This is a genomic window from Streptomyces mobaraensis NBRC 13819 = DSM 40847, assembly GCF_017916255.1.
In the GTDB taxonomy this organism is placed as follows: Bacteria; Actinomycetota; Actinomycetes; order Streptomycetales; family Streptomycetaceae; genus Streptomyces; species Streptomyces mobaraensis.
This window is the reverse complement of record NZ_CP072827.1, coordinates 7093469-7115074: the sequence shown is the minus strand read 5'-3', so window position 1 is coordinate 7115074 and position 21606 is coordinate 7093469. Positions and strand designations below refer to the sequence as shown.

Sequence of the window (21606 nt, the reverse complement as noted above, 5' to 3'; positions counted from 1 at the left end):
CGATTGGGTCCGGTCGATTCACCTTGTGCGGATTCCGCGGAGAGACAGCGGCGCGTTTCGGCCAGGCAGCACCCTGGTGGCCGACGGTCAGCCGGCGAACCGAGGGGGCGGCCGGGTGGAGCTCAGGTCGTACCTACGGCACCTGCGCCGGTGGCAGACGCTCGCCGCCGCGGTCGTCACCGCGGTGCTGGCCCTGGCGGGAACCGTCCTCGGCGCCCTCATCACCTCCTCGCACGACGACCCTGCCGGGCCACCGGCCGGCACACCGTCCGTGGTCCGCGAGAGCACTCCGCCCCTCTCGCTGGGCATCACCTCCGTCAGCGAGCAGACGGTCGGCGCCACCGCCCGCGAGTACGAGTTCGTCGGGCGCGTGGCCGGCCTGCCGGAGCACTGGAGCGTCTACGTGATGGTCGAGAACCCCGACCCCGGGCTTCCCCGGCCGGTCTCCAGCGGCTCCTCCCCCGGCCCGACGACTCACCCCTCCGGAGGGCGATGGCTCGTCTCCCCGTCGGCCACCGTGGACAGGACGGGACGGTGGGTGATCCGGTGGCGCGTCGAGAAGCTCCCCCGGAAGGTCACCTGGCGGGCGGTCGTGTTCGACAACGGGTGCGAGGGCGCCGGGGCCTGCGCCCCCACCACTCCGCCCTCCCTCGCGCACGACGGCCCGTCGGCCAGGGGCGTACGGGCCACGGTCACCTTCCGGTAGCCGCCGCCAAGGTGGTCCTGCCAGTGGTAGGCACCGCGAGCCTACGTTGAACGGGGTTCTGGCTGGGTGCCGCGCGGGCTCGCATGATCGAGGGCATGAACAGCATGACCGTCGCCGCGTACGCCGCACCGGCCCCGAAGGCCCCGCTCGTCAAGACCACCATCACCCGCCGCGCCCTGGGGGCGCACGACATCCTCATCGACATCAAGTACGCGGGCATCTGCCACTCCGACATCCACACCGTCCAGGGCGACTGGGGCGACCGCGTCTACCCGATCGTCCCCGGCCACGAGATCGCCGGCGTCGTCGCCGCGGTCGGCTCCGAGGTCACCCGGTACGCCGTGGGCGACCGGGTCGGCGTGGGCTGCTTCGTGGACTCCTGCCGCACCTGTGACAACTGCCGGGCCGGGCTCCAGCAGTACTGCACGGGCGAGTCCGGCATGATCGGCACCTACGCGGCCACCGGCCGGGACGGCGAGCAGACGCAGGGCGGCTACTCGACCCACGTCGTCGTGGACGAGGAGTACGTCCTCCGGATCCCCGACTCCATCCCGCTGGACACCGCCGCCCCGCTGCTCTGCGCGGGCGTGACGCTCTACTCCCCGCTCGCCCACTGGCAGGCGGGCCCGGGCAGGAAGGTCGCGATCGTCGGCCTGGGCGGCCTCGGCCACCTCGGCGTGCGGATCGCGGACGCGATGGGCGCCGAGGTCACCGTCCTCAGCCAGTCGCTGCGCAAGAAGGAGGACGGCCTGCGGCTGGGCGCGGACCACTACCGGGCCACCTCCGACCCGGCCACCTTCGAGGAGCTGGCCGGCACCTTCGACCTGATCGTCAACACCGTCTCGGCCGACCTGGACCTGGACGCCTACCTGGGCCTGCTGCGGCCGGGCGGCACCATGGTCCAGTTGGGCGGTCCGGAGAAGCCGCTGGCCGTCTCGCCGTTCGCGCTGATCACCCACCGCAAGTCGCTCGCCGGCTCGATGATCGGCGGCATCCCCGAGACGCAGGAGACGCTGGACTTCTGCGCCGAGCACGGCATCGCCGCCGAGGTCGAGGTGATCGAGGCCGCGCGGGTCAACGAGGCGTACGAGCGGGTGCTGGCCGGTGACGTCCGCTTCCGGTTCGTCATCGACACGGCCACCATCTGACGGACACGGCCGCCATCTGACGGCCGACGCACCGCGAGGACGGCCCCGGGCGCCGGAAGGGCGCGCCCGGGGCCGTCCCGCGCCGTCAGGGCAGCTGGGCCCCGAGAGCGCTCAGCGCGTCGGTGACGGGCTGGAAGAACGTCTCGCCGCCGGACGAGCAGTCGCCGCTGCCCCCGGAGGTGAGGCCGACGGCGGACGAGTCGGCGAACAGGGCGCCGCCGCTGTCGCCCGGCTCGGCGCAGACGGTGGTGTCGATCATGCCGGTGACGGAGCCCTCCTGGTAGTTGACGGTGGCGTCGAGCGCGGTGACCTGGCCGCCGTACACCCCTGTGGTGCTGCCGCTGCGCTGCACCGACTGGCCCACGGCGGCCTCGGCGGCACCGGTGATGGTCTGCTGTCCGCCGTCGTAGAGGTCGACGGCGCTGGGGTGGGCGATGTTCGCCGTGTACCTGACGAGGGCGTAGTCGTGGCCGGGGAAGACGGACGTCACCGTTCTGCCGATGGCGGCGCCGCCCTGCCGGTCGGACCAGGTGGACGAGATGTTGCCGCAGTGACCGGCGGTCAGGAAGTGCGGCTGCCCGTTCTTGGTGACGTTGAAGCCGAGGGAGCAGCGGGCCCGCGGCGCCCAGATGGCGTCGCCGCCGGCGAGGGTCGGCCGGAAGGCGCCGGGCACCCGCCGGAGGGTCGCGGCGTCGCCGAGGGAGGTGACGACCTTGTCGAGCCGCGCGAGCCGCTCGCCGCGCACGGTGCTGTCCGCCTTGACGACGACCCGGTTGGTACGCGGGTCGACCGCCCAGGCGGTGCCGGGGATCCGGGCCTGGGCGTCCAGGGTCTTCGTGGCCGCGGCGAGCCGCGCGGCCGAGCGGGTGACCGTGCGCGGTTCGGCGCCGGCCGCCCGTACCTCGGCGGCGGCCTTGGCGTCGACGACGTTGACGACCAGTTTCCCGGTCGCGGCGTCGAAGTAGGCGCCGGCGGCCCGGTCGCCGAGGTCATGGGTGATCCGGTGGGCGAGCGCGCCGGCCTGGGTGTCCGTCAGCGGGGCGGGGTCCGGTGCGGGGTCCGCGCCCGCGCCCTGGGCGCCGAGGGCGGTCGCCGTCAGGACCGCCGCGGCGGTCGCGGCCAGGGCGGCGTGGCGCGCGCGTGTGCGTCGTGTTGTCAACTCGACCTCCTGTGAGGGGGGTGTGCCCGCCGTGGCGGCGGGCCCGGAGGCTGTGAGGACCGGTCGCGGCGAAATCGCACCCGAAAGAGGGGGGGATCGTCGCGTCCATGCCAAACGTAGGTGAGTATCGGACCGCTCCCGTACGCCTACAAGGGACACCGCGCGCCGACACCCCTGGGACGCACGGGAAACCGGTCACCCCCGGGACGCCTCCCCCGGCCGCCCCGCACCCCGGAACGGCACCCCCGCACCGAGCCGCCGCCCGCCCTTCGCGGAGGTCACGGCCGCCGCCCGGCCGGGCAACGGCCGGTGGCACGGGCCATCGGCACCTCCCGGACCCCCGCGCACAACGGCCGTAAACGGACGCCCCTTCAACCACCCGGTGACGTGACAGAGTTGGTGCCTCCTGCCGCCGGTCCGGCAACCCTTCGGCCGCCGACGGCCTCTTCCTCGGAGGGCGCGGCGCCGCCACGCCCCACGACGACGGTCGCACGGAAGCCGAGGGACGCATGGGCGCGGTAGGCAGGAGGACCACGGGACGGGCGAGGCCGGAGGCGCCGCCCGCGCGCCGGGCGGAACTGCTGATGCTCGGCTTCGCGGTGCTGCTCACCCTGTTCGGCCACGCCTGCGTGGGGCTGGCCACGGCCGACCGGCTGCCGGACGACCTGATCCCGTACGCGGCCGGGCTGTCGGCCGCCGCCGGGGCCGGGCACCTGGTGGTCCGCCGGTTCGCGCCGTACGCCGACCCGCTGATCCTGCCGCTGGCGGTGGCGCTGAGCGGGCTGGGGCTGGTCCTGCTGCGCCGCCTGGACTTCTCGTACGCCGTCCGGTTCCACGCCGCCCCGACCGAGGGCAACCAGCGGCTGTGGAGCGTGATCGGCCTCGCCGTCTGCGTGGCCGTGCCCGCGCTGCTCAAGGACCACCGCCGGCTGCGGCGGTACACCTACGTGATGGTGTTCGGCGCGCTGGTGCTGCTGATGGCCCCGGCGTTCTTCGGGGCGGACACCTACGGCGCCAAGCGCTGGATCCGGCTGGGCGCGCTCTCCTTCCAGCCGGGCGAGTTCGTCAAGATCGGCATCGCCGTCTTCTTCGCCGGCTACCTGACCCAGCACAAGGACGCGCTGGCCCTCACCGGCCGTCGCGTCCTGGGCTTCCCGCTGCCCCGGGGGCGGCAGTTCGGGCCGATCGCCGCCGTGTGGCTGCTGAGCCTGCTGGTCCTGGTCTTCGAACGGGACCTGGGCACTTCGCTGATCTTCTTCGGGCTGTTCGTGGTCATGCTGTACGCGGCCACCGAGCGCGGCGGCTGGGTGGTGTCGGGCCTGCTGATGTTCGCCGTGGGCGCCGCGGTGGTCGGCAGCCTGGAGCCGCATGTGAAGGGCCGCGTCTCCGCCTGGCTGCACCCGATGTCCTACTGGGACACGCCCCGCCCGCCGGGCATCATCTCCGACCAGTCCGCCCAGGCGCTCTTCAGCTTCGGCAGCGGCGGCGTCCTGGGCACCGGGCTCGGCAGCGGCCACTCCGACCTCATCGGCTTCGCCGGCCGCAGCGACTTCATCCTCACCACCGTCGGCGAGGAGCTGGGCTGCGCCGGCCTGATGGCCGTCCTGCTGCTCTACGCCCTCCTCGTCGAGCGGGGTTTCCGTACGGCCCTCGGCGCCCGCGACGCGTTCGGCACCCTGCTCGCCACCGGGCTGTCGGGGGCCCTGGCACTCCAGGTGTTCGTGGTCGCCGGCGGGGTCACCGGCCTGATCCCGCTCACCGGCAAGGCGCTGCCGTTCCTCGCCTCCGGCGGCTCGTCCCAGGTCGCCACCTGGGTGCTCGTCGGCCTCCTCCTCAAGATCAGCGACGCGGCCCGCCGGCCGGACCCGGGCCCGGAGGCGGCCGGAGTGGACGAGCAGGCGACACAGATGATCCACCGATAGCCCCAACTCCCCTGCCCGTTCGCCCCCTTGCCTAGTTGTTCAACAATCCCTATCGTCGTCTGACACCACCGCCCACCCCACACCGGCGAGGTGTCCATGCGCACACCCCCGCACGCCACCACCCCCGCCGCGGCCCGCGCCGCGTTCCGCGCCGGCCGCGCCGAGCCCACCGCGGGCTGGGCGGACGGCCACACCCAGGCCAACCTGATCGCCGTCCCGGCCGACTGGGCATACGACGTGCTCCTCTTCGCCCAGCGCAACCCGCGACCCTGCCCGGTCCTCGACGTCACCGAGCCGGGCGGCGTCACCACCCCGCTCGCCCCGGGCGCCGACCTGCGGACCGACCTGCCCCGGTACCGCGTCTGGCGCGACGGCCGGCCGGTGGCCGAACCCACCGACGTCGCCGACGTCTGGCGGGACGACCTCGTCGCGTTCCTCATCGGGTGCAGCTTCACCTTCGAGGGCGCCCTGCGCGCGGCGGGCGTGCCGCTGCGCCACGTCGAGCAGGGCCGCAACGTCGCCATGTACGTGACGAACCGTCAGTGCCGCCCGGCCGGCCGGCTCCGCGGGCCGCTCGTGGTGTCCATGCGCCCGGTCCCCGCCGGCCTGGTCGAGACCGCGCACCGGCTGACCGCGCTGATGCCCGCCGTGCACGGCGCGCCCGTGCACGCGGGCGACCCGGCGGAGCTCGGCATCGCGGACCTGGCCCGGCCGGACTTCGGCGACCCGTGCGCCGCCCTGGACGGGGACGTGCCCGTCTTCTGGGCCTGCGGCGTGACCCCGCAGGCCGCCCTGGCGGCCTCCGCGCCGCCCTTCGCGATCACGCACGCGCCCGGGCACATGCTCGTCACGGACGTCCGCGACGAGGAGTACCGGGTGCTGTGACGGCGACCGCCGCCCCTCAGGAGCAGCTGCTACTGCTGCAACTCGACGACGAGCAACTGCTCGACGAACAGCTCGACCCGGACGAGCAGCTCGACCCCGACGAGGAATCGGACGACGAGCCGGACGACGAACAACCGGAACCGGACGAGCAGAGCAGCCCCCCGGTGTGCCCGGCCGAGCCGCCGGAGTCACGTGAGGTGCCGCTGTCGCAGGAGGCCCCGACGACGAGCACCGCGCCGCAGGACCACGACGAGGCCGACGAGGATGGTGAGGACGCGGCGGTCGTACCCGAGCCCGAGGAGCTCCCGCGGCCCCGGCCGTTCCGCGACCGCCGCGAAGGCACCCGCTCCCCCTTGGCGGCCCGTTCGAACTCCCGGCGCAGCCGGCCGTCGGGCAGCGCGCCCGTCCCGCCGACGGCGACCACACCCGCGGCGCCCTCCGGGTGGCGGGCCGGGTCGGACTCGTCCCAAGGCGGCGCGCCGATCCGCTCCAGCGCCACCCGGCGGCCCTCCGCGGTGAAGGGCATCAGCGTCTTCTCCGGCCGGCACAGCAGCCGTACCGTGACGCCGCACCCGACCAGGGCGAGGGCCGCGATCGAGGCGGGTCGGAACATCACCAGGGCGAGGGCGCCGGTGAGCACCAGCCCGGGCAGCTGGGCCCCGATCGCCCGGGGCCACCAGCGTTGGACGTCCGGCCGCAGCAGCACGCCCCGTTCGACCAGCGACCGGTGCAGGTCCCGGACGGCCGGGCCCTCGCGCAGGTCGCGGCGGAGCTTCCGCAGCGATCGGGCCCAGTCGGTACCGCAGTGCCGCAGCAGTGCGCGTTCCAGGGCGTCCCGCGAGACGGGACTGACGACCGTGACCCGGCCGCCGTCCACGGTGACCCGCCCGTCCTGCTGCATCGCGGTGATCACGGTGTCGGCGACGCGGCCCGCGCCACCGGTCAGATAGGCGAGGTCGAACCGGTCGAGCTCGGTCCCCGGCGGCACGTCGCCATGGCCGAGGTACCACAGCCGCAGCACCCAGAGCGAGGGTGCTACGACGGTCAGCACGGTCAGCAGCAGCAGAAAGATCATCGGTCACCGCCTTTCGGTCGGCGTGTCGTACGCCGGACGGACAGGGCCGCCGTGAGCCGGCGCAGCGGCCCGGCCCCGGCGCTCTTCCCGTCGGACGCGGCCGCCCACTCCGCCAGCCGCCGGGCCTGTTCGCCGGAGACCGCCGCGGTGCGCAGCAGGTGACGGGCGAAGTCCCGGGCGTCCCGCCGGTAGCCGTGCTCCATGGGCCGGCCGGCGGCGTAGGCGAGGAACAGCGGCCGGTACCGGCCGCCGAGGACACCGGTGAGCTCCGGGGCCACCTTGGCGACGACGCGCAGGCGCTTGGTGAGCAGCACGTCGCGCTGCACCGCCAGCCGGTCCGGGTCGAACCCGGGCGGCGGCGGGGTGCCCTCGACGAGGGCGGAGAGCAGGTCGTGCTGGGCGCGGGCGAGCCGCCGGCGGGCGGCGTCGAGGTCAGCCGACACGGTCGGCCGCCCGGTGCGTCACGGCCCGTACGGCGTCGAGTTCGGCCGCCAGCCCGTCCGCCGAGGGGAAGTCGTCGTCCCGTTCCAGCAGCACACCGGGCGGGGTGACGCGGGAGCACAGGTCGGCGAGGACGTCGAGGACGGGCGGGCCGACGGGATGGGCGTGGGTGTCGTGCCACACCCCGTCGCGCTCGAGGCCGCCGGCCACGTGGACGTAGGCGATGGCCTCCACCGGCAGCTCGTCCAGCGCGCGGGACGGGTCCTCGCCGCGGTTGACGTGGTTGGTGTGCAGGTTGGCGACGTCGACGAGGAGGCGCACCCCGGTCCGCCCGACGAGTTCGGCGAGGAACTCGCCCTCGGTGAAGTCCTCGTCGGGCCAGGTCAGATAGCCGGCGATGTTCTCCAGCGCGAGCGGGACCGGCAGTGCCTCCTGGGCCATCCGGACGTTGGCGCAGAGGACGTCGAGGGCGTCGCGGGTGCGTGGGACGGGCAGCAGGTGCCCGGCCTCCAGGCGGTGGGAGGGCAGCAGCCCGCCACCGGACCGTACGAAGGCGATGTGCTCGCTGACCAGCGGGGAGCCGAGGGCCTCCGCGAGGTCGGCGAGGTCGGCGAGCCGGGCGAGGTCGGGCCGCTCGGCGCCGCCGAGACCGAGCGAGACGCCGTGCGGCACGACCGGCAGGCCGCGGGCGCGCAGCCGGCTCAGCGGCTCGGGCAGGTGGCCGGGGCACAGGTTCTCGGCCACCACCTCGACCCAGTCGACGCCGGGCAGCGCCGCGATGTCCTCCGCGATCTCCGGCCGCCAGCCGATCCCCGTCCCCAGTGTCCCTGGAACATTCATGATCCCCACCCCCCACAGCCCCGGGGCCTCAGGGACCCCGGGTGATTCCCCTCGCTCACCTTATAAATCGCCGGGGAAAACGGGAGGGGGCCATAGAGTGATCCAGATCACCCCACGGGCGTCGGGGCCAGCAGGTCGGGGTGGTGGCGCCGGGCCACGCCCGGGTGGGCCCGCAGCCAGCCCTTGATCTCGTTGCGGCCGTACTCGGCGAACAGCGGGTTCGCCGCGTCCTGGGTGACGCCGGGGGCGCGGTGCGCGTACGGGAAGGGGACGGGCTCGATGCGGGCGTCCAGCCTCGGGTTGTAGAAGAACGGCACGGAGTAGCGCTCGCGGGCGCCGGGCGGGCTGACGACGCGGTGGTTGGTGGCCTTGAGGTAGCCGTTGGTGGCCACTTCGAGGAGCTCGCCGAGGTTGACGACGAAGGCGCCGGGCAGCGGGGGGACGTCATGGAACTCCCCGTCGGGGCCCTCCACTTGGAGCCCGCCGACCTCGTCCTGGAGGAGCAGGGTGAGGAAGCCGTAGTCCTTGTGCGCGCCGACGCCCTGCCCGGAGCCGTCGGGGGCGCTGCCGGGGTAGCGGACGAGCTTGAGGTGCAGGTGGGGGCGGTCGGCGAAGGCGTCGTCGTAGAAGTCGGCCGGGGCGCCGATGGCGGCGAGGAGCTCGTGCAGCAGCCGCTCGGCCACGGCGCTGAGGCGGTCGATCCAGTGCAGGGCGGCGGTGCGCAGCTCGGGGAGGGCGGCGGGCCACTGGTTGGGACCGTCCAGCCACCAGTAGCCCGGCTCGTCGGCGGCGGGCGTGTGGGGCTCGCGCTCGGCGCCGATGTCGAGCTGGTCCCGCCAGTCGCGGCTGCCGCCGGTGCGCTCGTCGCCGATCCGTGTGTAGCCGCGGAAGTGGGGGGAGTTGAGGTTGCTGATGGCGAGCCGGTCGGCCTCGGGCAGGGCGAAGAAGGCGCGCATGGTGCGCATCAGGGCGGCGGTCTCGTCGTCGCCGATGCCGTGACCCGTCAGGTGGAAGAAGCCGACGTCGCGGGCGGCGGCGTGCAGCGCCTCGTGGAGGCGGGCGCGGTCCTCGGGGGCGCCGGAGGCGGCGGAGAGGTCGATGACGGGGAGCTTGTCGTTCATGAGATGTCCACAGCGTGAGGGCCCGGGTACGCCCGTGATCCCCGCGCGTCCCGCACCGCCGCCCGGAGACGGGCAGGGCGGAGCGGGGCGCGCGGAGCCGGAACGGACGGATGCCCGGTGCGAAGTGCGAGCGGTGCTTAAAAACGATGCGAAAAGCGAGGTGAGAAGCGCTGGGGAAGCGCGCGGAAGACGCGCGGGGTCAGCGCGGAGAGCGCCCCGGCCCGGTCGGAACGGACGGGCGGCAGGAGGCGCGGGTCAGCCGGAGAGGCGACAGGACATGCTCGTGACGCGCAGGAAGTCCACGTGGCGTCGCTTTACAAGCAGATTCACACGAACGAGGGTATACGACCGCCGAGCGGTTCTCGGTGTCCCCCTCGTCACACCCGCTGACCTGGGCGAAGAGGATGCCGGACGGCGACCCCCCGGAGGGCTCCCCCCAGTGGGCCCCGGGCCCGCGCGAGGTGTGGCAGGCCCGCCCGGCGCGTCGCGTGGGGGCGCCGTCCGAGCGGGCCGACGGCCGGAAGACCCGCCGCGCACTGCACGCTACCAGCCGGACGCGCAGCGTCCGGACAGCGTCACCCACAGGCGTCTCCCGGTGACCGTTCCCCACCGGCGACCACCCCCGCGGGGTGGACGGAACGGCCGCGGCGGCTCCGCGCACCCGCCCCGACGAGCGGCGATGGGGCGATGGGGCGATGGGGCGAATGAGTGAACTCCCGGAACTTCCCAAAACGGTCACAGTTACTCAGTTCGCTTCCCAGCGGGAAAAAACCTCTTCGATCGAAAGGCATAGACGTGCTCAAGAAGGCAATCGCCACGGCCGCGGTGACGGCTTCCGCAATCGGCGCCATGGCCACTCCCGCGATGGCATGGGCCGGCGACGAGCAGGACACCGCTAACGCGAACGGCGCCAAGACCGGCTACGGCAACACCCACACCGGCGGCAAGGAAAGCCCGCAGATGAGCCTGGTCCAGGGCTCGCTCAACAAGCTCTGCATCGGCCTCGGCCGGGCCAACATCCAGAACATCGTCGCCCTGCTCAACATCGGCCTGCAGGACATCCCGATCCTCTCCTCGGAGCAGGAGCAGCAGTGCACCGACAACTCGACGATCAACGACGGCGACGACCCGCTGTCGCACATCCTCGACGACCTGCCGATCCTGTCGGGCAACGGCTCCGCCAACGGCTGACGTAAGCCCCCGCGGTTCCAGGGGAATCCCCCCGGTTCCGGCATCCGTGCCGGAACCGGGGGGATTCCCTTTTCCGTGCCCGCCCGGCGGGAACGGCTTTCCGCGCCCGCCGGGCGGGCCGGTGGAAATCGCGGCCCGGACGGGGATTCCCCGCGGCGGGACCGCGGGAATTCCCGGTTCCTGGCCCCTTGACGCAACTCTGGTCCAGTCCAACGATGTTCAGCGCGCAACCGCCCCCACCTCGTGCACACCTCAGTCACCGGGAGCATCCGTTGAGACGACGTCTGTCCGTCCGCGCCGTGGTGGCCGTGCTGGCCACCGCATGGGCCGGCGCGGGACTCTCCCTCGGCGGCGCCGGCACGGCGACCGCCGCCACCGCCGCCACCCCCTTACCCCCGCGGGTCTTCGCGCCCTACTTCGAGACCTACGGCTCCGACAGCCCGGCCGCGCTCGCCGAGAAGTCGGGCGCCAAGCACCTCACCCTGGCCTTCCTCCAGACCGAGGCCAAGGGCTCCTGCACCCCCTACTGGAACGGCGACACCGGCAAGCCGGTGGACATCTCCGTCTTCGGCTCCGACGTGACGGCCATCCGCGCCCGGGGCGGGGACGTCATACCGTCCTTCGGCGGGTACGCGGCCGACAACGGCGGCACCGAACTCGCCGACAGCTGCACCGACGTGAACCGGATCGCCGAGGCGTTCGAGAAGGTGATCACCACCTACGACGTCACCCGGCTCGACCTGGACATCGAGGACAACTCGCTGACCAACGCCGCCGGGATCGACCGCCGCAACAAGGCGGTCAAGAAGGTCCAGGACTGGGCCGCCGCCAACGGCCGCACGGTGCAGATCTCGTACACCCTGCCCACCACCACCCACGGGCCGGCGGACAGCGGGCTCGCCGTCCTGCGCAACGCCGTCGACAACGGCACCCGGGTGGACGTCGTCAACATCATGACGTTCGACTACTACGACGGCGCGCAGCACGACATGGCCGCCGACACCATCACCGCCGCCGAGGGCCTGCACACCCAACTCGCCGGGCTGTACCCGGACAAGAGCGACGCCCAGCGGTGGGCGATGGTCGGCGTCACCGAGATGCCGGGTATCGACGACTACGGGCCCGCCGAGACCTTCACCACCCAGGACGCGGCCAAGGTCTACGACTGGGCCGTCGGCAAGGGCATCAACACCCTCTCGTTCTGGGCCCTCCAGCGCGACAACGGCGGCTGCCCCGGCACCAAGGGATCCGACACCTGCTCGGGGATCGTCCAGGACACCTGGTACTTCACCCACACCTTCGCGCCCTTCACCGGCGGCGGGTCCACCGAGCAGGACTTCTCCCTCGCCGTCTCCCCCGGCGCGGCCTCCGTGCCGCCGGGCGGCAGCGCGGCGGCGACCGTCACCACGCGCGCGGTGTCCGGACCGGCGCAGACCGTGCGGCTGTCCGCGAGCGGCCTGCCGAAAGGGGTGACGGCGGAGTTCAGCCCGTCGTCGGTGACCGCCGGCGAGTCGGCGCGGCTCACGTTCACCGTCGCCAAGGACGCGGCGCCCGGCGCCCACCCGGTGACCGTCACCGGCACCGCACCCTCCGGGAGCCACTCGGCGTCGTTCACCCTGACCGTCACCGGCTCCGGCACGCCGGGCCGGGTGGTCAACGGCGACTTCGAGTCGGGCGGCACCGGGCCGTGGACGTGCGACGACGGGGCGTCGGTGGTCAAGAGCCCGGTGCACGGCGGAACATACGCGCTGCGGACCGCGCCGACGGGCGGCGGCACCGGCGAGTGCCGGCAGACCCCCACCCTCTCCCCCGCCACCTCGTACACGCTCACCGGCTGGGTGCGGGGGGACTACGCGTTCCTCGGCGTCTCGGGCGGGGCGACCGCGAGCCGCTGGGCGTCCGCCGGCGACTGGACGCGGCTGTCCGTGCCCTTCACGACCGACTCCACCGGCCGGGTGACGGTCTATGTGCACGGCTGGTACGGGCAGGGGGCCGTCCTCGCGGACGACATCGCGCTCGGCTGACCCGCCGTCCGGTACCCGGGGCCCGCCGGCCGTCCGGCGGGCCCCGCGCCGTTCCCCGGCGGGCGCGCGTCACCCGGACGGGTCCGAGGACCCCCGGCCGGGTGGTGCGCGCCCCCGCGCGCGGACGCGGCCGGGCCCCGTATGGAGTCGGTCAAGGCGCCCGTCGGCCGCCCCGGATCGTCTACAGTCGCGTAGACCGTCCACCGCCGCGCAACCGCCCGGCCCGTACCGTCGCGACGGGCGGGCCACCGCCCTCGACCGCCGGAGGCCGCTCAGCCGTGTCGTTCGCCCCCGCTCCGCCCGTCGCCCTCGCCGTCGACCTCCTCGACGCCTCCTCCCTGCTGTCGTCCTTCGGGGCGGTGGGGGTGGCCGTCGTCCTGTTCGCCGAGACCGGTCTGCTCATCGGCTTCTTCCTGCCCGGGGACTCCCTGCTGTTCACCGCCGGACTGCTGTGCCGGCCGGGGGCGCACACCGGGCCGCGCCTGGCCCTCGCCGAAGTGCTGGTGTGCGCGGCGGCCGGGGCGCTGGCCGGGGCCCAGTGCGGCTATCTGATCGGGCGGCGCGGCGGCCGGACGCTGCTGGCCCGCTCGCGCAACCGGCGGCTGCTGGACGGCGCGGCGCGGGCCGAGGAGCTGCTCGGCCGGTACGGGCACGCCCGCGCGGTGGTGCTGGCCCGGTTCGTACCCGTGGTGCGCACGGTGCTCAACCCGCTGGCCGGGGCGCTGGCGGTGCCGGGGCGCGTGTTCCTGGTGTGGCAGGTGGCCGGCGGACTGGTGTGGACGGCCGGGCTGGTGCTCGCGGGGTACGCCCTGGGGTCCGTCGTCCCGAACGTCGACCGGTATCTGCTGCCGCTGGTCGCGGCGGTGGTGGCGCTCTCGCTGCTGCCGTTCGCCGTGGAACTGCTGCGCGCCCGCCGCCGGGCGGGGGCCGGTCCGCGCGGTGACGGGCGCGGATAGCGGGTAGGGGCGGGCGGACGAGCACGGCGGCAGCCACGAGGGAGGGGACATGACGGTCACTCCGCTGGCCTTCGACGGATCGGGCCTGGACGGCGGCCTCTACACGGCCGTCACCCGGGCGGCGCGGGACGCCCCCTGGCTGCTCAACGACACCGCGTCCGCCTGGTCGACGCTCGGGCTGACGGCGTTCGCCGCGCTGATGCTGGCGGCCTGGTGGCGGGCGCGCCGGGCGGACGCCCCGGTGATGGCGCGGGCGCTGGCCGTGCCACTGGTCGTGGCCCTGGCGTACGGGGTGAACGTGGCGCTCAAGGAGCTGGTGCGGGAGGACCGGCCGTGCCGGTCGCTGCCGGGCCGGTTCACGCTGGAGGCGTGTCCGGCGCCGGGCGACTGGTCGTTCCCCAGCAACCACGCGGCCGTCGCCTTCGCCGCGGCGGCGGCGCTCTGGGTGGTGGACCGGGTGCTGGCGGCGGGCGCCGTCCCAGCCGCGGTGATGATGGCCGCCTCCCGGGTCTGGGTGGGCGCCCACTACCCGCACGACGTGGCGGCGGGCGCGCTGGTCGGCGTCGCCCTGGCCGCGCCGCTGACCGTGTCGGCCGCGCGGGGCGCGCCCTGGGTGGCGCGGGCGCGCAAGGGTCCGCTGCGCGCCCTGCTGCTGTCGTCCGTGTGACGGCCGCTTTCTGTGGCCGAGGGGGCCATGGCCGAGGGGGTCAGCACTGGAGGGGGTACGGGACCTGGTCGGTGGTCGGGCCGGTGTTGCGGCACATCTGGTAGCCCTGGTCGCGGAGGTCGTTGATGATGCCGGAGAGGGCGTCGGGGAAGTTGCTGAAGAGGTGGCCGAGGATCACCCCGTTGTTCTTCTCCTCGGCGGTGGCCTCGCGGACGGTGGTGCGGATCGCCTCGGCGTCGCGGAAGGCGCCGTCGGACTGCTGCCAGTCGTAGGTGTCGATCGTCCAGTTGCAGACCCGCTGGCCGATGGAGGCGGCGACCTCCGTCTCGCGCGGGCCGGCGTCGCCGTAGGGCGGGCGCAGGAAGTTGCCGGGGAGGCCGTTGCGCAGCTCGTCCTGGAGCTCCTGGTCGGTCAGCCGGGTGAGCTGGCGGTGGGACCAGGTGTGGCTGCCGACCCAGTGGCCCTGCTGCCGGAGGGTCGCGGTGATCTGCGGGTACTGGGAGGCGTACTTGTTGATGAGGAAGAACGCGGCGCGGACGCCCTGGGCCTGGAGCTGGGCGCCGATGCGGGTGGCCCGTTCGGGGTCGCTGTAGGCCCAGTCGTCCAGGGAGAGCAGCACCCGGCCGGAGGTGTTGCCGCAGCGTTCCCGGTCGTAGCCGGCAGCCGGTTCGGGGGTCAGGGCCGGGGCCTGCCGGCCGCCGGCCGGGGGGTGGCCGGCGCCCTCGGGGGCGCCGTGGCCCTCGGGGCGGTGGTCGTGGGCGGCGGTGGGACGGGTGCCGCAGGTGCCCATGGCCGTGCCGTGCCGGTGGTCGTCGTGCGCGCCGCCCGGCCGGGCCTGGGTCTCGCACTCCGGGCGGTCGTCCACCGCGTTCACCGCGAAGGCCGAGCCGGCCACCAGCACGGCCGCGGCGGCGGCCGTCTTCAACGGCACCCGTTTGCGGCGCCGGTGGCGTCCGCGGCCGCGCCGGAGGACGCCACGGATTTCCGACATGCTGACTCCTCAACGGTGCGGGCCGGCGGCGGGCGGCCGGTGCGGCACCTCACGCCCAGTGCTCGCAGACGCGGAGAAGCCCCGCTCCGGGACAAGCACCCGAGCTGGATCGGTGATCTTGGCTCCAGCCTCAGGGCAGGTATCCGCTCCCGCAACCGATGGGTCCGCCGTCCGGACCGCGCCGGGGCGCGGCGGCCGTCGCGGCCTCAGGTCCGGGCGGCGCGCAGTGAGTCGAGGTGGCGGCGGAGGACGGCGCGCATCGCGTCGGAGGTGACGCTGTCGGGCTGGAGGACGGCCTGGAGGGTGAGGCCGTCGAGGAGCGCGCAGAGCCGCAGGCTCTCGGTGGCGGTGTCGAGGCCGCCGGCGAGGGCGCCCCGGTCCCGGGCCCCGGTGAGCACGCGCGTGGCCAGCGCGCGCAGGCCGTCGTGCATCTCCCGGGCGCGGGCGCGGAGTTCGGGCCGGGTGCGGGCGGCGGTGGTGAAGGCCAGCCAGACCACCGCCTCGCGGCGGCGCGTCTCGTCGAGCGGGAGCAGTTCGGCGAACAGCTCCTCGGCGAGGGCCGCGCCGTCGGCGCCGGGTTCCGCGGCGAGGAGCGGTTCGGCGCGGGCGGTGACGCGGCGGCCGATGCGGCGGCCGAGCTCCTCCATGGCGAAGATGATCAGTGCGGTGTGGTCGGCGAAGTAGTGCCGGACCGATCCGACGACGAGCCCGGCCTCGGCGGCCACGTTGCGCAGCGACGCGCTCTCCAGCCCGTCGCGGGCGACGACGCGGAGCACGGCCTCGGCGACGGCGCGGCGGCGCTCGTCCGGGTCGACGATTTTGGGCATGCGGCTTTATAGCACGGGCGGGCCAGATGGCGGGTGACCGGATCCGATCGGCCACCGCACCGGTGACGTCCGATGGCGACCGTCGCCGACCCTCGCTGACCGGTGGAGGACCGCGAGCCGCACACCGGGCGGCGGACCGGCCGCCACGCTCCGGCCGCTTCCCCCGAACGGCCCCCCGCCGAGGTGAAATACGCAAGAATCCGGCCGAGGATCCAGGCGGCGGACCCTGACCGGGCGCCGTCACCCCTGCCCCACCTTCAGCACCCCGGCGGAGGAGTCCAGCATGCAGAGGCCGGAACGGGAACGCGCGGAGTCGGCAGCCCGGCAGGAGGCCGCGCAACTCACCGCGCTCGGGGTGCAGGCCGTCGCGCTCACCTGGGTGGACAACGCGGGCATCACCCGCGTCAAGGCCGTCCCCACCGCCCGGCTCGCGCACGCGGCGCGGTGGGGCGTCGGGATGTCACCCGTCTTCGACGTCTACCTCACCGACGACTCCAGTGTCACCAGCCCGTACACCGGCGGTCCCGACGGCGATCTGCGTCTCTTCCCCGACCTCGGCCGGCTGACCGTGCTGGGCGCCCGGCGCGGCTGGGCCTGGGCGCCCGCCGACCGGTTCGAGCAGGACGGGCGCCCGTACGCCGGCTGCCAGCGGGGGTTCGCCCGCCGGATGGCCGCGCGGGCGGCCGAGCGTGGACTGCGGCTGCGGATGGGGTTCGAGACCGAGTGGGTGGTCGCCCGCCGCGACGGGTCCGGGCCGGGCGGGCCGCCCGGCGCGGGACCGGCCTACGGCATGGCCCGGCTGGTCGAGCTGTCCGACTACCTCCGGGACGTGCTCGACGCCCTCACCGCCCAGCGCGTGGAGGTGCTCCAGCTCCATCCGGAGTACACGCCCGGCCAGTTCGAGGTGTCGGTGGCGCCCGCCGACCCGGTCGGCGCGGCCGATCTGGCGGTACTGGTCCGGGAGACGGTCCGCGCCGTCTCCCTCGCGCACGGGCTCGACGCCCTGTTCGGTCCCGTCGTCGCCCCGGACACCGTCGGCAACGGCGCGCACCTGCACCTGAGCCTGCTGCGCGGGGAGCGGAACCTGTGCCGGGGCGGTGACGGCCCCTGCGGGATGACGGCGGAGTGCGCCGCGTTCCTCGCCGGCGTCCTCCGCGAGCTCCCCGCCCTGCTGGCCCTGGGCGCCCCCTCCCCCGCCAGCCACCTGCGGCTGCGCCCTTCACGGTGGGCCGGGGCGTACGCCTGCTGGGGGCCGGAGAACCGGGAGGCCGCCCTCCGGTTCATCCCGGGGCCGCCGGACGCCGAGGACCAGGCCAACGCCGAGGTGAAGTGTTTCGACGGCGCCGCCAATCCCTACCTGGTGACCGGGGCGGTGCTCGCCGCCGGGCTCGCCGGGATCGCCGCCGGCGGAACGCTCCCGCCGCCCGTCGCGGGCGACCCGGCGCACGGCGTCGGGCACGAGCGGCTGCCGGACTCGCCGGCCGCCGCGCTGGACCGCTTCGTCCGCTCCGCGGTGCTCCGCGAGGCGCTCGGCGACCCCCTCTTCGAGGCCGTGGCCGCCGTCCGGCGCGGCGAGATCGAGCGGTACGAAGGGGCGACGGCGGAGGAACTCGCCGCCGCGACGAGGGGGCGGTACTGAGGTGAGCACGGCCGTCCCGCCCCCCGCCCGGCCCGCCCTGGTCGACCACCACTGCCACGGCGTGGCCCGCTCCGACCTCGGCCCGGACGCGTTCGTCTCCTTCCTCAGCGAGTCGGACGCGCCCGCCGCGCCCGGCACCAGCTTCTTCGACAGCCAGTTGGGCTACGCGGTGCGCCGCTGGTGCCCGCCGCTGCTGGGCCTCGACCCGCACTGCGCGCCCGCCGAGTACCTGGAGCGCCGCCGCGAACTGGGCCCGGCGGAGTCGGCCCGGCGGCTGCTGGGCGCCACCGGCATCACCGACTACCTGGTGGACACCGGCATCCCCGGCGACCTGACGTCCCCTCAGGAACTGGCCCGGATGGGCGGGGCCGCCTGGCACGAGGTGGTCCGGCTGGAGCGGCTGGCCGAGCGCGTCGCCGACACGGCGGACGGCCCGGCGCGGTTCCTCTCCCGCCTCGCGGACGCGGTGGAGACGGCCGCCGAACGGGCCGTCGCCTTCAAGTCGGTGGCCGCGTACCGCTACGGGCTGGACTTCGAGCCCAATCCGCCCGGCCGGACGGAGGTGCGGATGGCGGCCGACCGGTGGCTGGCCCACCGGACCCCGGGCGACCGGCTGGCCGACCCGGTGCTGCTGCGCCACCTGCTGTGGTCCGCGGCCGAGACGGGCCTGCCGATCCAGCTGCACACCGGCTTCGGCGACCCCGACCTGCGGCTGCACCGCTGCGACCCGGCGCTGCTCACCGACTTCGCCCGCGCGGTCCGCCCGACGGGCTCGGCGCTGGTGCTGCTGCACTGCTACCCGTACCACCGGGGCGCCGCCTACCTGGCCCACGCCTTCCCGCACGTGTACGCCGACATCGGACTGGCCCTGTCGTACAGCGGCGCGCGGGCCGAGGCGGTACTGGCGGAGGCCCTGGAGCTGGCTCCCTTCGGCAAGCTGATGTTCTCGACCGATGCGTACGGCCTCCCGGAGCTGTACGTGGTGGGCGCGGCCCTGTTCCGACGCGGCCTGGACCGGCTGCTGGCCACCTGGGTGGGCGACGGCGCCTGGTCGGCCGCGGACGCCGCGCGGGTCGCGGAACTGGTGGGCGCGGGGAACGCGCGGCGGGTGTACGGACTGGGACGGGCGGACGGTCCGTCGGCGCGCTGAGTCGGGGGGTCGGGGTAACGGCTCCCGGCGAACCGTCGGCCCGCGCGCCGGGGCCGGCCGCCTGCCGCCGCCGGGGCACGGGCCGGTGGACGCGAGCCACACGCCGCCGGTCACGGGCCGGGGCGGGGCGGGCCGACGATCGCCCGCGCCGACTCCGGGTGGCCGATACGCGGCTCCCGGCGAACCGTCGGCCCGCACATCGGGAACGGGCGCCGCCGCCGGGCACACGCCGCCGGTCACGCACCGGGACGGGCGGACGGCCGCGCGCGCCGACTCCGGCGGCCACCGGGGGCGGGAAGCCGTGGGCGCGGTTACCCGCAGTGGGTCTACGGCCGGGGGCGCGCAGGCAGTTGTCCGCGCGCTGGGTCCGCGGGGCCACCGCCGGGGTACGGACCGGTGGGCGCGAGGAGCGCGCCGCGGGGCCAACGGGGCCGGACGGGCGGTTGGTTCGCGCGTCGGTGCCCGGCGGTCGCGGCCGGAGAGCGGTCCTTCCGGGCGGCCGCCGGCGGGGCGGGGAATCCGGTGGCCGGTCTACGGCTCGGACCGGGCCCGCGCTCCGTCCGCGCGTCGCGTCCGGCCGGGCGCCGTCGGGGTGGGGAATCCGGAGCCGCCCGGCCGACGTCCGGTGAGCAGGAGCAGTGCCCCCGCGGCGGCGACGCCGGCCGCCGTCCAGAAGGAGACGGTGTAGCCGTGGGCGGCGGGGACGGCGGTGTGCGGCACGGTCCGCGACGCCAGGATCGCCGCGGCGAGCTGGCTGCCGACGGCGCCGCCCACGGTCCGGGCGACGGTGTTGACGCCGTTGGCCGTCGCGCCGGTGTCCGGGCCGCTGACCTGGTGGACCATCCGGGGCAACGCCGCCATGGCGAAGCCGAAGCCGGTGCCGATGACCGCGTAGCCGAGCACGAGGTGCCGGACCGCGTGGTGTTCGAGGGCGAGCAGCGCGCCGCCCGCCGCGCTCACGGCCAGTCCGAGGGCGAGCGGCGCGCGGGCGCCGAAGCGGCCCTCGACCCTGCCCGCCAGGGCGCTCGCGGGCAGTCCGCACAGCGTGCCGGGGACGAGGATCAGCCCGGCGACGGTGACGGAGGCGCCGAATCCGTAACCCCCCGGCACCCCGGGACCCGAGGGCGCCTCGGCCAGCTTGGGGATCAGCACGTAGAAGACGAACTGGACCGCGCCGAGCAGGAAGGCGCCCAGGTGGACGGTCCGGATGGCGGGGCCGAGCAGCAGGGCCGGGTCGACGAGCGGGTGCGGGACGCGGCGTTCCCACGCGAGGAAGAGGGCCGACAGCACGGCGCAGCCGGCGAACAGGCCCAGCACGGCGGGCGAGGCCCAGCCCCAGGCGGGCCCTTGGGTGAGGCCGAGCAGAACGGCGACCAGGGCGCCGCCGAGCAGCGCGGCGCCGGGGACGTCGAGGGACCCGGAGGGGGCCGTGGGCCCTTCCGGCACCCAGCGCAGGACGGCGGCCAGCGCCGCCGCGACGAGCAGCGCGCCGGCCGCGAACAGCCAGCGCCAGGAGGCGTGGTCGACCAGCAGCCCGCCGACCAGCAGACCCGCGCCGGCGGCGCCCGCCACCAGCCCGGAGGTCAGTCCCAGGGCGCCGGCGACCCGGTGCGGGGGCATGACGTCGCGGATGAGCCCGAGGGCCAGGGGCAGCAGGGCGAGGCTGACGCCCTGCACCGCGCGGAGCACGATGAGCGAGGCGACGTCCCACGCGAAGGCGGCCCCGAGCGTGCCGGCCAGATGGACGGTCAGGGTGGCGACGAGGACCCGGCGTTTGCCGTGCCGGTCGCCGAGCCTGCTGATCAGCGGGGTGAGGACGGCACTGGTCAGCAGGGTGGAGCTGAGCACCGCCCAGGAGGCGGCGGCCGGTGAGGTGCGCAGGTCGCGTTGGAGGACTCCGACGGTGGGGACCAGCATCGTCTGGACCAGCGAGTAGGAGAGGACCGCGAGCACGAGCGCGGCGAGGGCCGCGTTGCCCGCCGGGCCGCCGCGGGAGGGTGAGGTGGCCAAGGGATACCTCAAGAGGGGGAAGGGGGCAGGGATGTGGAGCACATGCGAACGCCGTTCGCGTCAGGTAAGGCTAAGCTAAGTACATAGCGCGGGCAAGCGATTCCGGAGCCCCGGGTCATCACGCTCCGCTGTGTAAGGTGACGGCGTGACATCACCAGTCCCCGGCCGCCGGCGCCCGCTCTCCCGGGCCCTGATCGTCGCCGCCGCGCGCCGCATCGCCGACGAGGACGGCCTCGGCGCTCTGACGGTCCGTCAGGTGGCCCAACGGCTCGGCACCGGCCAGGCGTCCCTCTACCGGCACATCACCGACCGGGGCCAGCTGCTGTCCCTGCTCGCCGAGGACGTGGCCGTCCGGCTGCCGCGCCGCACGGACACCGGCGACCTCCACGAGCGGCTCCGGGAGCACTGGCTGGCGGCCCACGACCACCTGGCCCGGCACCCCTGGGCCGCCCGGATCATCGCCGACGGCGAGCACACGGTCGACGCCGCCGCGCCGTTCGCCGACGGCGCCCTCACCGCCCTCGCCGAGGCGGGCCTCCCGCCGGACGAGGCCGCCCGCGCCTACCGCGTCCTCTGGAACCTGCTCCTCGGCCACCTCCTCAACTCCCACCCCACCGGCCACACCAGCACAGCACACCCTCAGGGTGACGACCCCCGCGCCGACTTCGCCTGGGCGCTGTCGCGGCTGCTCGACGGCGTCCTGGCCGGCCGGCCGACGTGCGGCCGACGGTCGTGACACGGACGGTCGGGACGCGGCCGACGCGACAGACGCGGCGGACGCGGCGGATTCGGCGGATTCGGCGGACGGGAAAGAACGGACGGGAGGGACGGGACTGGCGAGACACGGACGGGCC

The 21606-nt window shown here is 75.1% G+C and carries 17 protein-coding genes and 1 pseudogene; 11 read left to right on the top strand and 7 right to left on the bottom strand.

The genetic code is table 11. The features are described from left to right. Window positions 1-115 precede the first annotated feature (115 nt). Entirely contained in the window at window positions 116-706 is a 591-nt protein-coding gene (locus J7W19_RS30735) for a hypothetical protein (RefSeq protein ID WP_004948270.1), read from the top strand. Window positions 707-801: 95 nt separating this feature from the next. Next, complete coding sequence (locus J7W19_RS30730; RefSeq protein ID WP_040890828.1) at window positions 802-1854, top strand: NAD(P)-dependent alcohol dehydrogenase; 1053 nt, start codon at window positions 802-804, stop codon at window positions 1852-1854. Window positions 1855-1939: 85 nt separating this feature from the next. On the opposite strand, the gene J7W19_RS30725 is transcribed toward J7W19_RS30730, so the two are convergent. After that, complete coding sequence (locus J7W19_RS30725) at window positions 1940-3013, bottom strand: S1 family peptidase (RefSeq protein WP_004948276.1); 1074 nt, start codon at window positions 3011-3013, stop codon at window positions 1940-1942. A gap of 509 nt (window positions 3014-3522) precedes the next feature. Between J7W19_RS30725 and J7W19_RS30720 the strand changes: the two genes are divergently transcribed. Both J7W19_RS30720 and J7W19_RS30715 read left to right on the top strand, forming a co-directional pair. Beyond that, window positions 3523-4935, top strand: a complete 1413-nt coding sequence (locus J7W19_RS30720; RefSeq protein ID WP_106429668.1) for an FtsW/RodA/SpoVE family cell cycle protein — start codon at window positions 3523-3525, stop codon at window positions 4933-4935. Between the two features lie 96 nt (window positions 4936-5031). After that, on the top strand, window positions 5032-5820 hold the full coding sequence (locus J7W19_RS30715; RefSeq protein ID WP_004948281.1) for a putative hydro-lyase: 789 nt from the start codon (window positions 5032-5034) through the stop codon (window positions 5818-5820). A gap of 16 nt (window positions 5821-5836) precedes the next feature. Here J7W19_RS30715 and J7W19_RS30710 read toward each other — a convergent pair whose 3' ends face one another. From J7W19_RS30710 to J7W19_RS30700, 3 genes and pseudogenes are all read right to left on the bottom strand, one after another. After that, window positions 5837-6895 carry a TIGR04222 domain-containing membrane protein gene (locus J7W19_RS30710; protein ID WP_004948284.1) on the bottom strand — a complete coding sequence of 353 codons (1059 nt, stop codon included), beginning with the start codon at window positions 6893-6895 and terminating at the stop codon, window positions 5837-5839. Next, window positions 6892-8176, bottom strand: a pseudogene (locus J7W19_RS30705) (MbnB/TglH/ChrH family RiPP precursor modification enzyme). The gene J7W19_RS30710 and the pseudogene J7W19_RS30705 overlap by 4 nt, the downstream one beginning before the upstream one ends. A 107-nt stretch (window positions 8177-8283) precedes the next feature. Further along, entirely contained in the window at window positions 8284-9297 is a 1014-nt protein-coding gene (locus tag J7W19_RS30700) for an isopenicillin N synthase family dioxygenase (RefSeq protein WP_004948287.1), read from the bottom strand. A 795-nt stretch (window positions 9298-10092) separates the two neighbouring features. Between J7W19_RS30700 and J7W19_RS30695 the strand changes: the two genes are divergently transcribed. The 4 genes from J7W19_RS30695 (at window position 10093) to J7W19_RS30680 (ending at window position 14135) form a co-directional block, all read left to right on the top strand. After that, window positions 10093-10488 carry a rodlin gene (locus J7W19_RS30695; protein WP_004948290.1) on the top strand — a complete coding sequence of 132 codons (396 nt, stop codon included), beginning with the start codon at window positions 10093-10095 and terminating at the stop codon, window positions 10486-10488. 272 nt (window positions 10489-10760) lie between these two features. Next, the gene (locus J7W19_RS30690) at window positions 10761-12512 is read left to right on the top strand and encodes a carbohydrate binding domain-containing protein (RefSeq protein ID WP_233478199.1); all 1752 of its coding nucleotides are present in this window, start codon (window positions 10761-10763) and stop codon (window positions 12510-12512) included. 278 nt (window positions 12513-12790) lie between these two features. Next, window positions 12791-13468 (top strand): DedA family protein, encoded by a 678-nt coding sequence (locus J7W19_RS30685; protein ID WP_004955857.1) that lies wholly within the window; start codon window positions 12791-12793, stop codon window positions 13466-13468. Between the two features lie 49 nt (window positions 13469-13517). After that, the gene (locus J7W19_RS30680) at window positions 13518-14135 is read left to right on the top strand and encodes a phosphatase PAP2 family protein (RefSeq protein ID WP_004955855.1); all 618 of its coding nucleotides are present in this window, start codon (window positions 13518-13520) and stop codon (window positions 14133-14135) included. Between the two features lie 40 nt (window positions 14136-14175). Here the strand turns inward: J7W19_RS30680 and J7W19_RS30675 are convergent, their stop codons facing one another. Continuing rightward, complete coding sequence (locus J7W19_RS30675; protein ID WP_004955852.1) at window positions 14176-15126, bottom strand: polysaccharide deacetylase family protein; 951 nt, start codon at window positions 15124-15126, stop codon at window positions 14176-14178. 206 nt (window positions 15127-15332) lie between these two features. Continuing rightward, on the bottom strand, window positions 15333-15953 hold the full coding sequence (locus J7W19_RS30670) for a TetR/AcrR family transcriptional regulator (protein ID WP_004955850.1): 621 nt from the start codon (window positions 15951-15953) through the stop codon (window positions 15333-15335). 283 nt (window positions 15954-16236) lie between these two features. On the opposite strand from J7W19_RS30670, the gene J7W19_RS30665 reads away from it, so the two are divergent. Beyond that, the gene (locus tag J7W19_RS30665; RefSeq protein WP_004955848.1) at window positions 16237-17592 is read left to right on the top strand and encodes a type I glutamate--ammonia ligase; all 1356 of its coding nucleotides are present in this window, start codon (window positions 16237-16239) and stop codon (window positions 17590-17592) included. A gap of 1 nt (window position 17593) precedes the next feature. Further along, the gene (locus J7W19_RS30660) at window positions 17594-18742 is read left to right on the top strand and encodes an amidohydrolase family protein (protein ID WP_004955846.1); all 1149 of its coding nucleotides are present in this window, start codon (window positions 17594-17596) and stop codon (window positions 18740-18742) included. A gap of 531 nt (window positions 18743-19273) precedes the next feature. Here J7W19_RS30660 and J7W19_RS30655 read toward each other — a convergent pair. Then, window positions 19274-20752 carry an MFS transporter gene (locus J7W19_RS30655; RefSeq protein ID WP_004955797.1) on the bottom strand — a complete coding sequence of 493 codons (1479 nt, stop codon included), beginning with the start codon at window positions 20750-20752 and terminating at the stop codon, window positions 19274-19276. A 145-nt stretch (window positions 20753-20897) separates the two neighbouring features. On the opposite strand from J7W19_RS30655, the gene J7W19_RS30650 reads away from it, so the two are divergent. Further along, window positions 20898-21488 (top strand): TetR/AcrR family transcriptional regulator, encoded by a 591-nt coding sequence (locus J7W19_RS30650; protein ID WP_004955799.1) that lies wholly within the window; start codon window positions 20898-20900, stop codon window positions 21486-21488. Window positions 21489-21606: the final 118 nt, after the last annotated feature.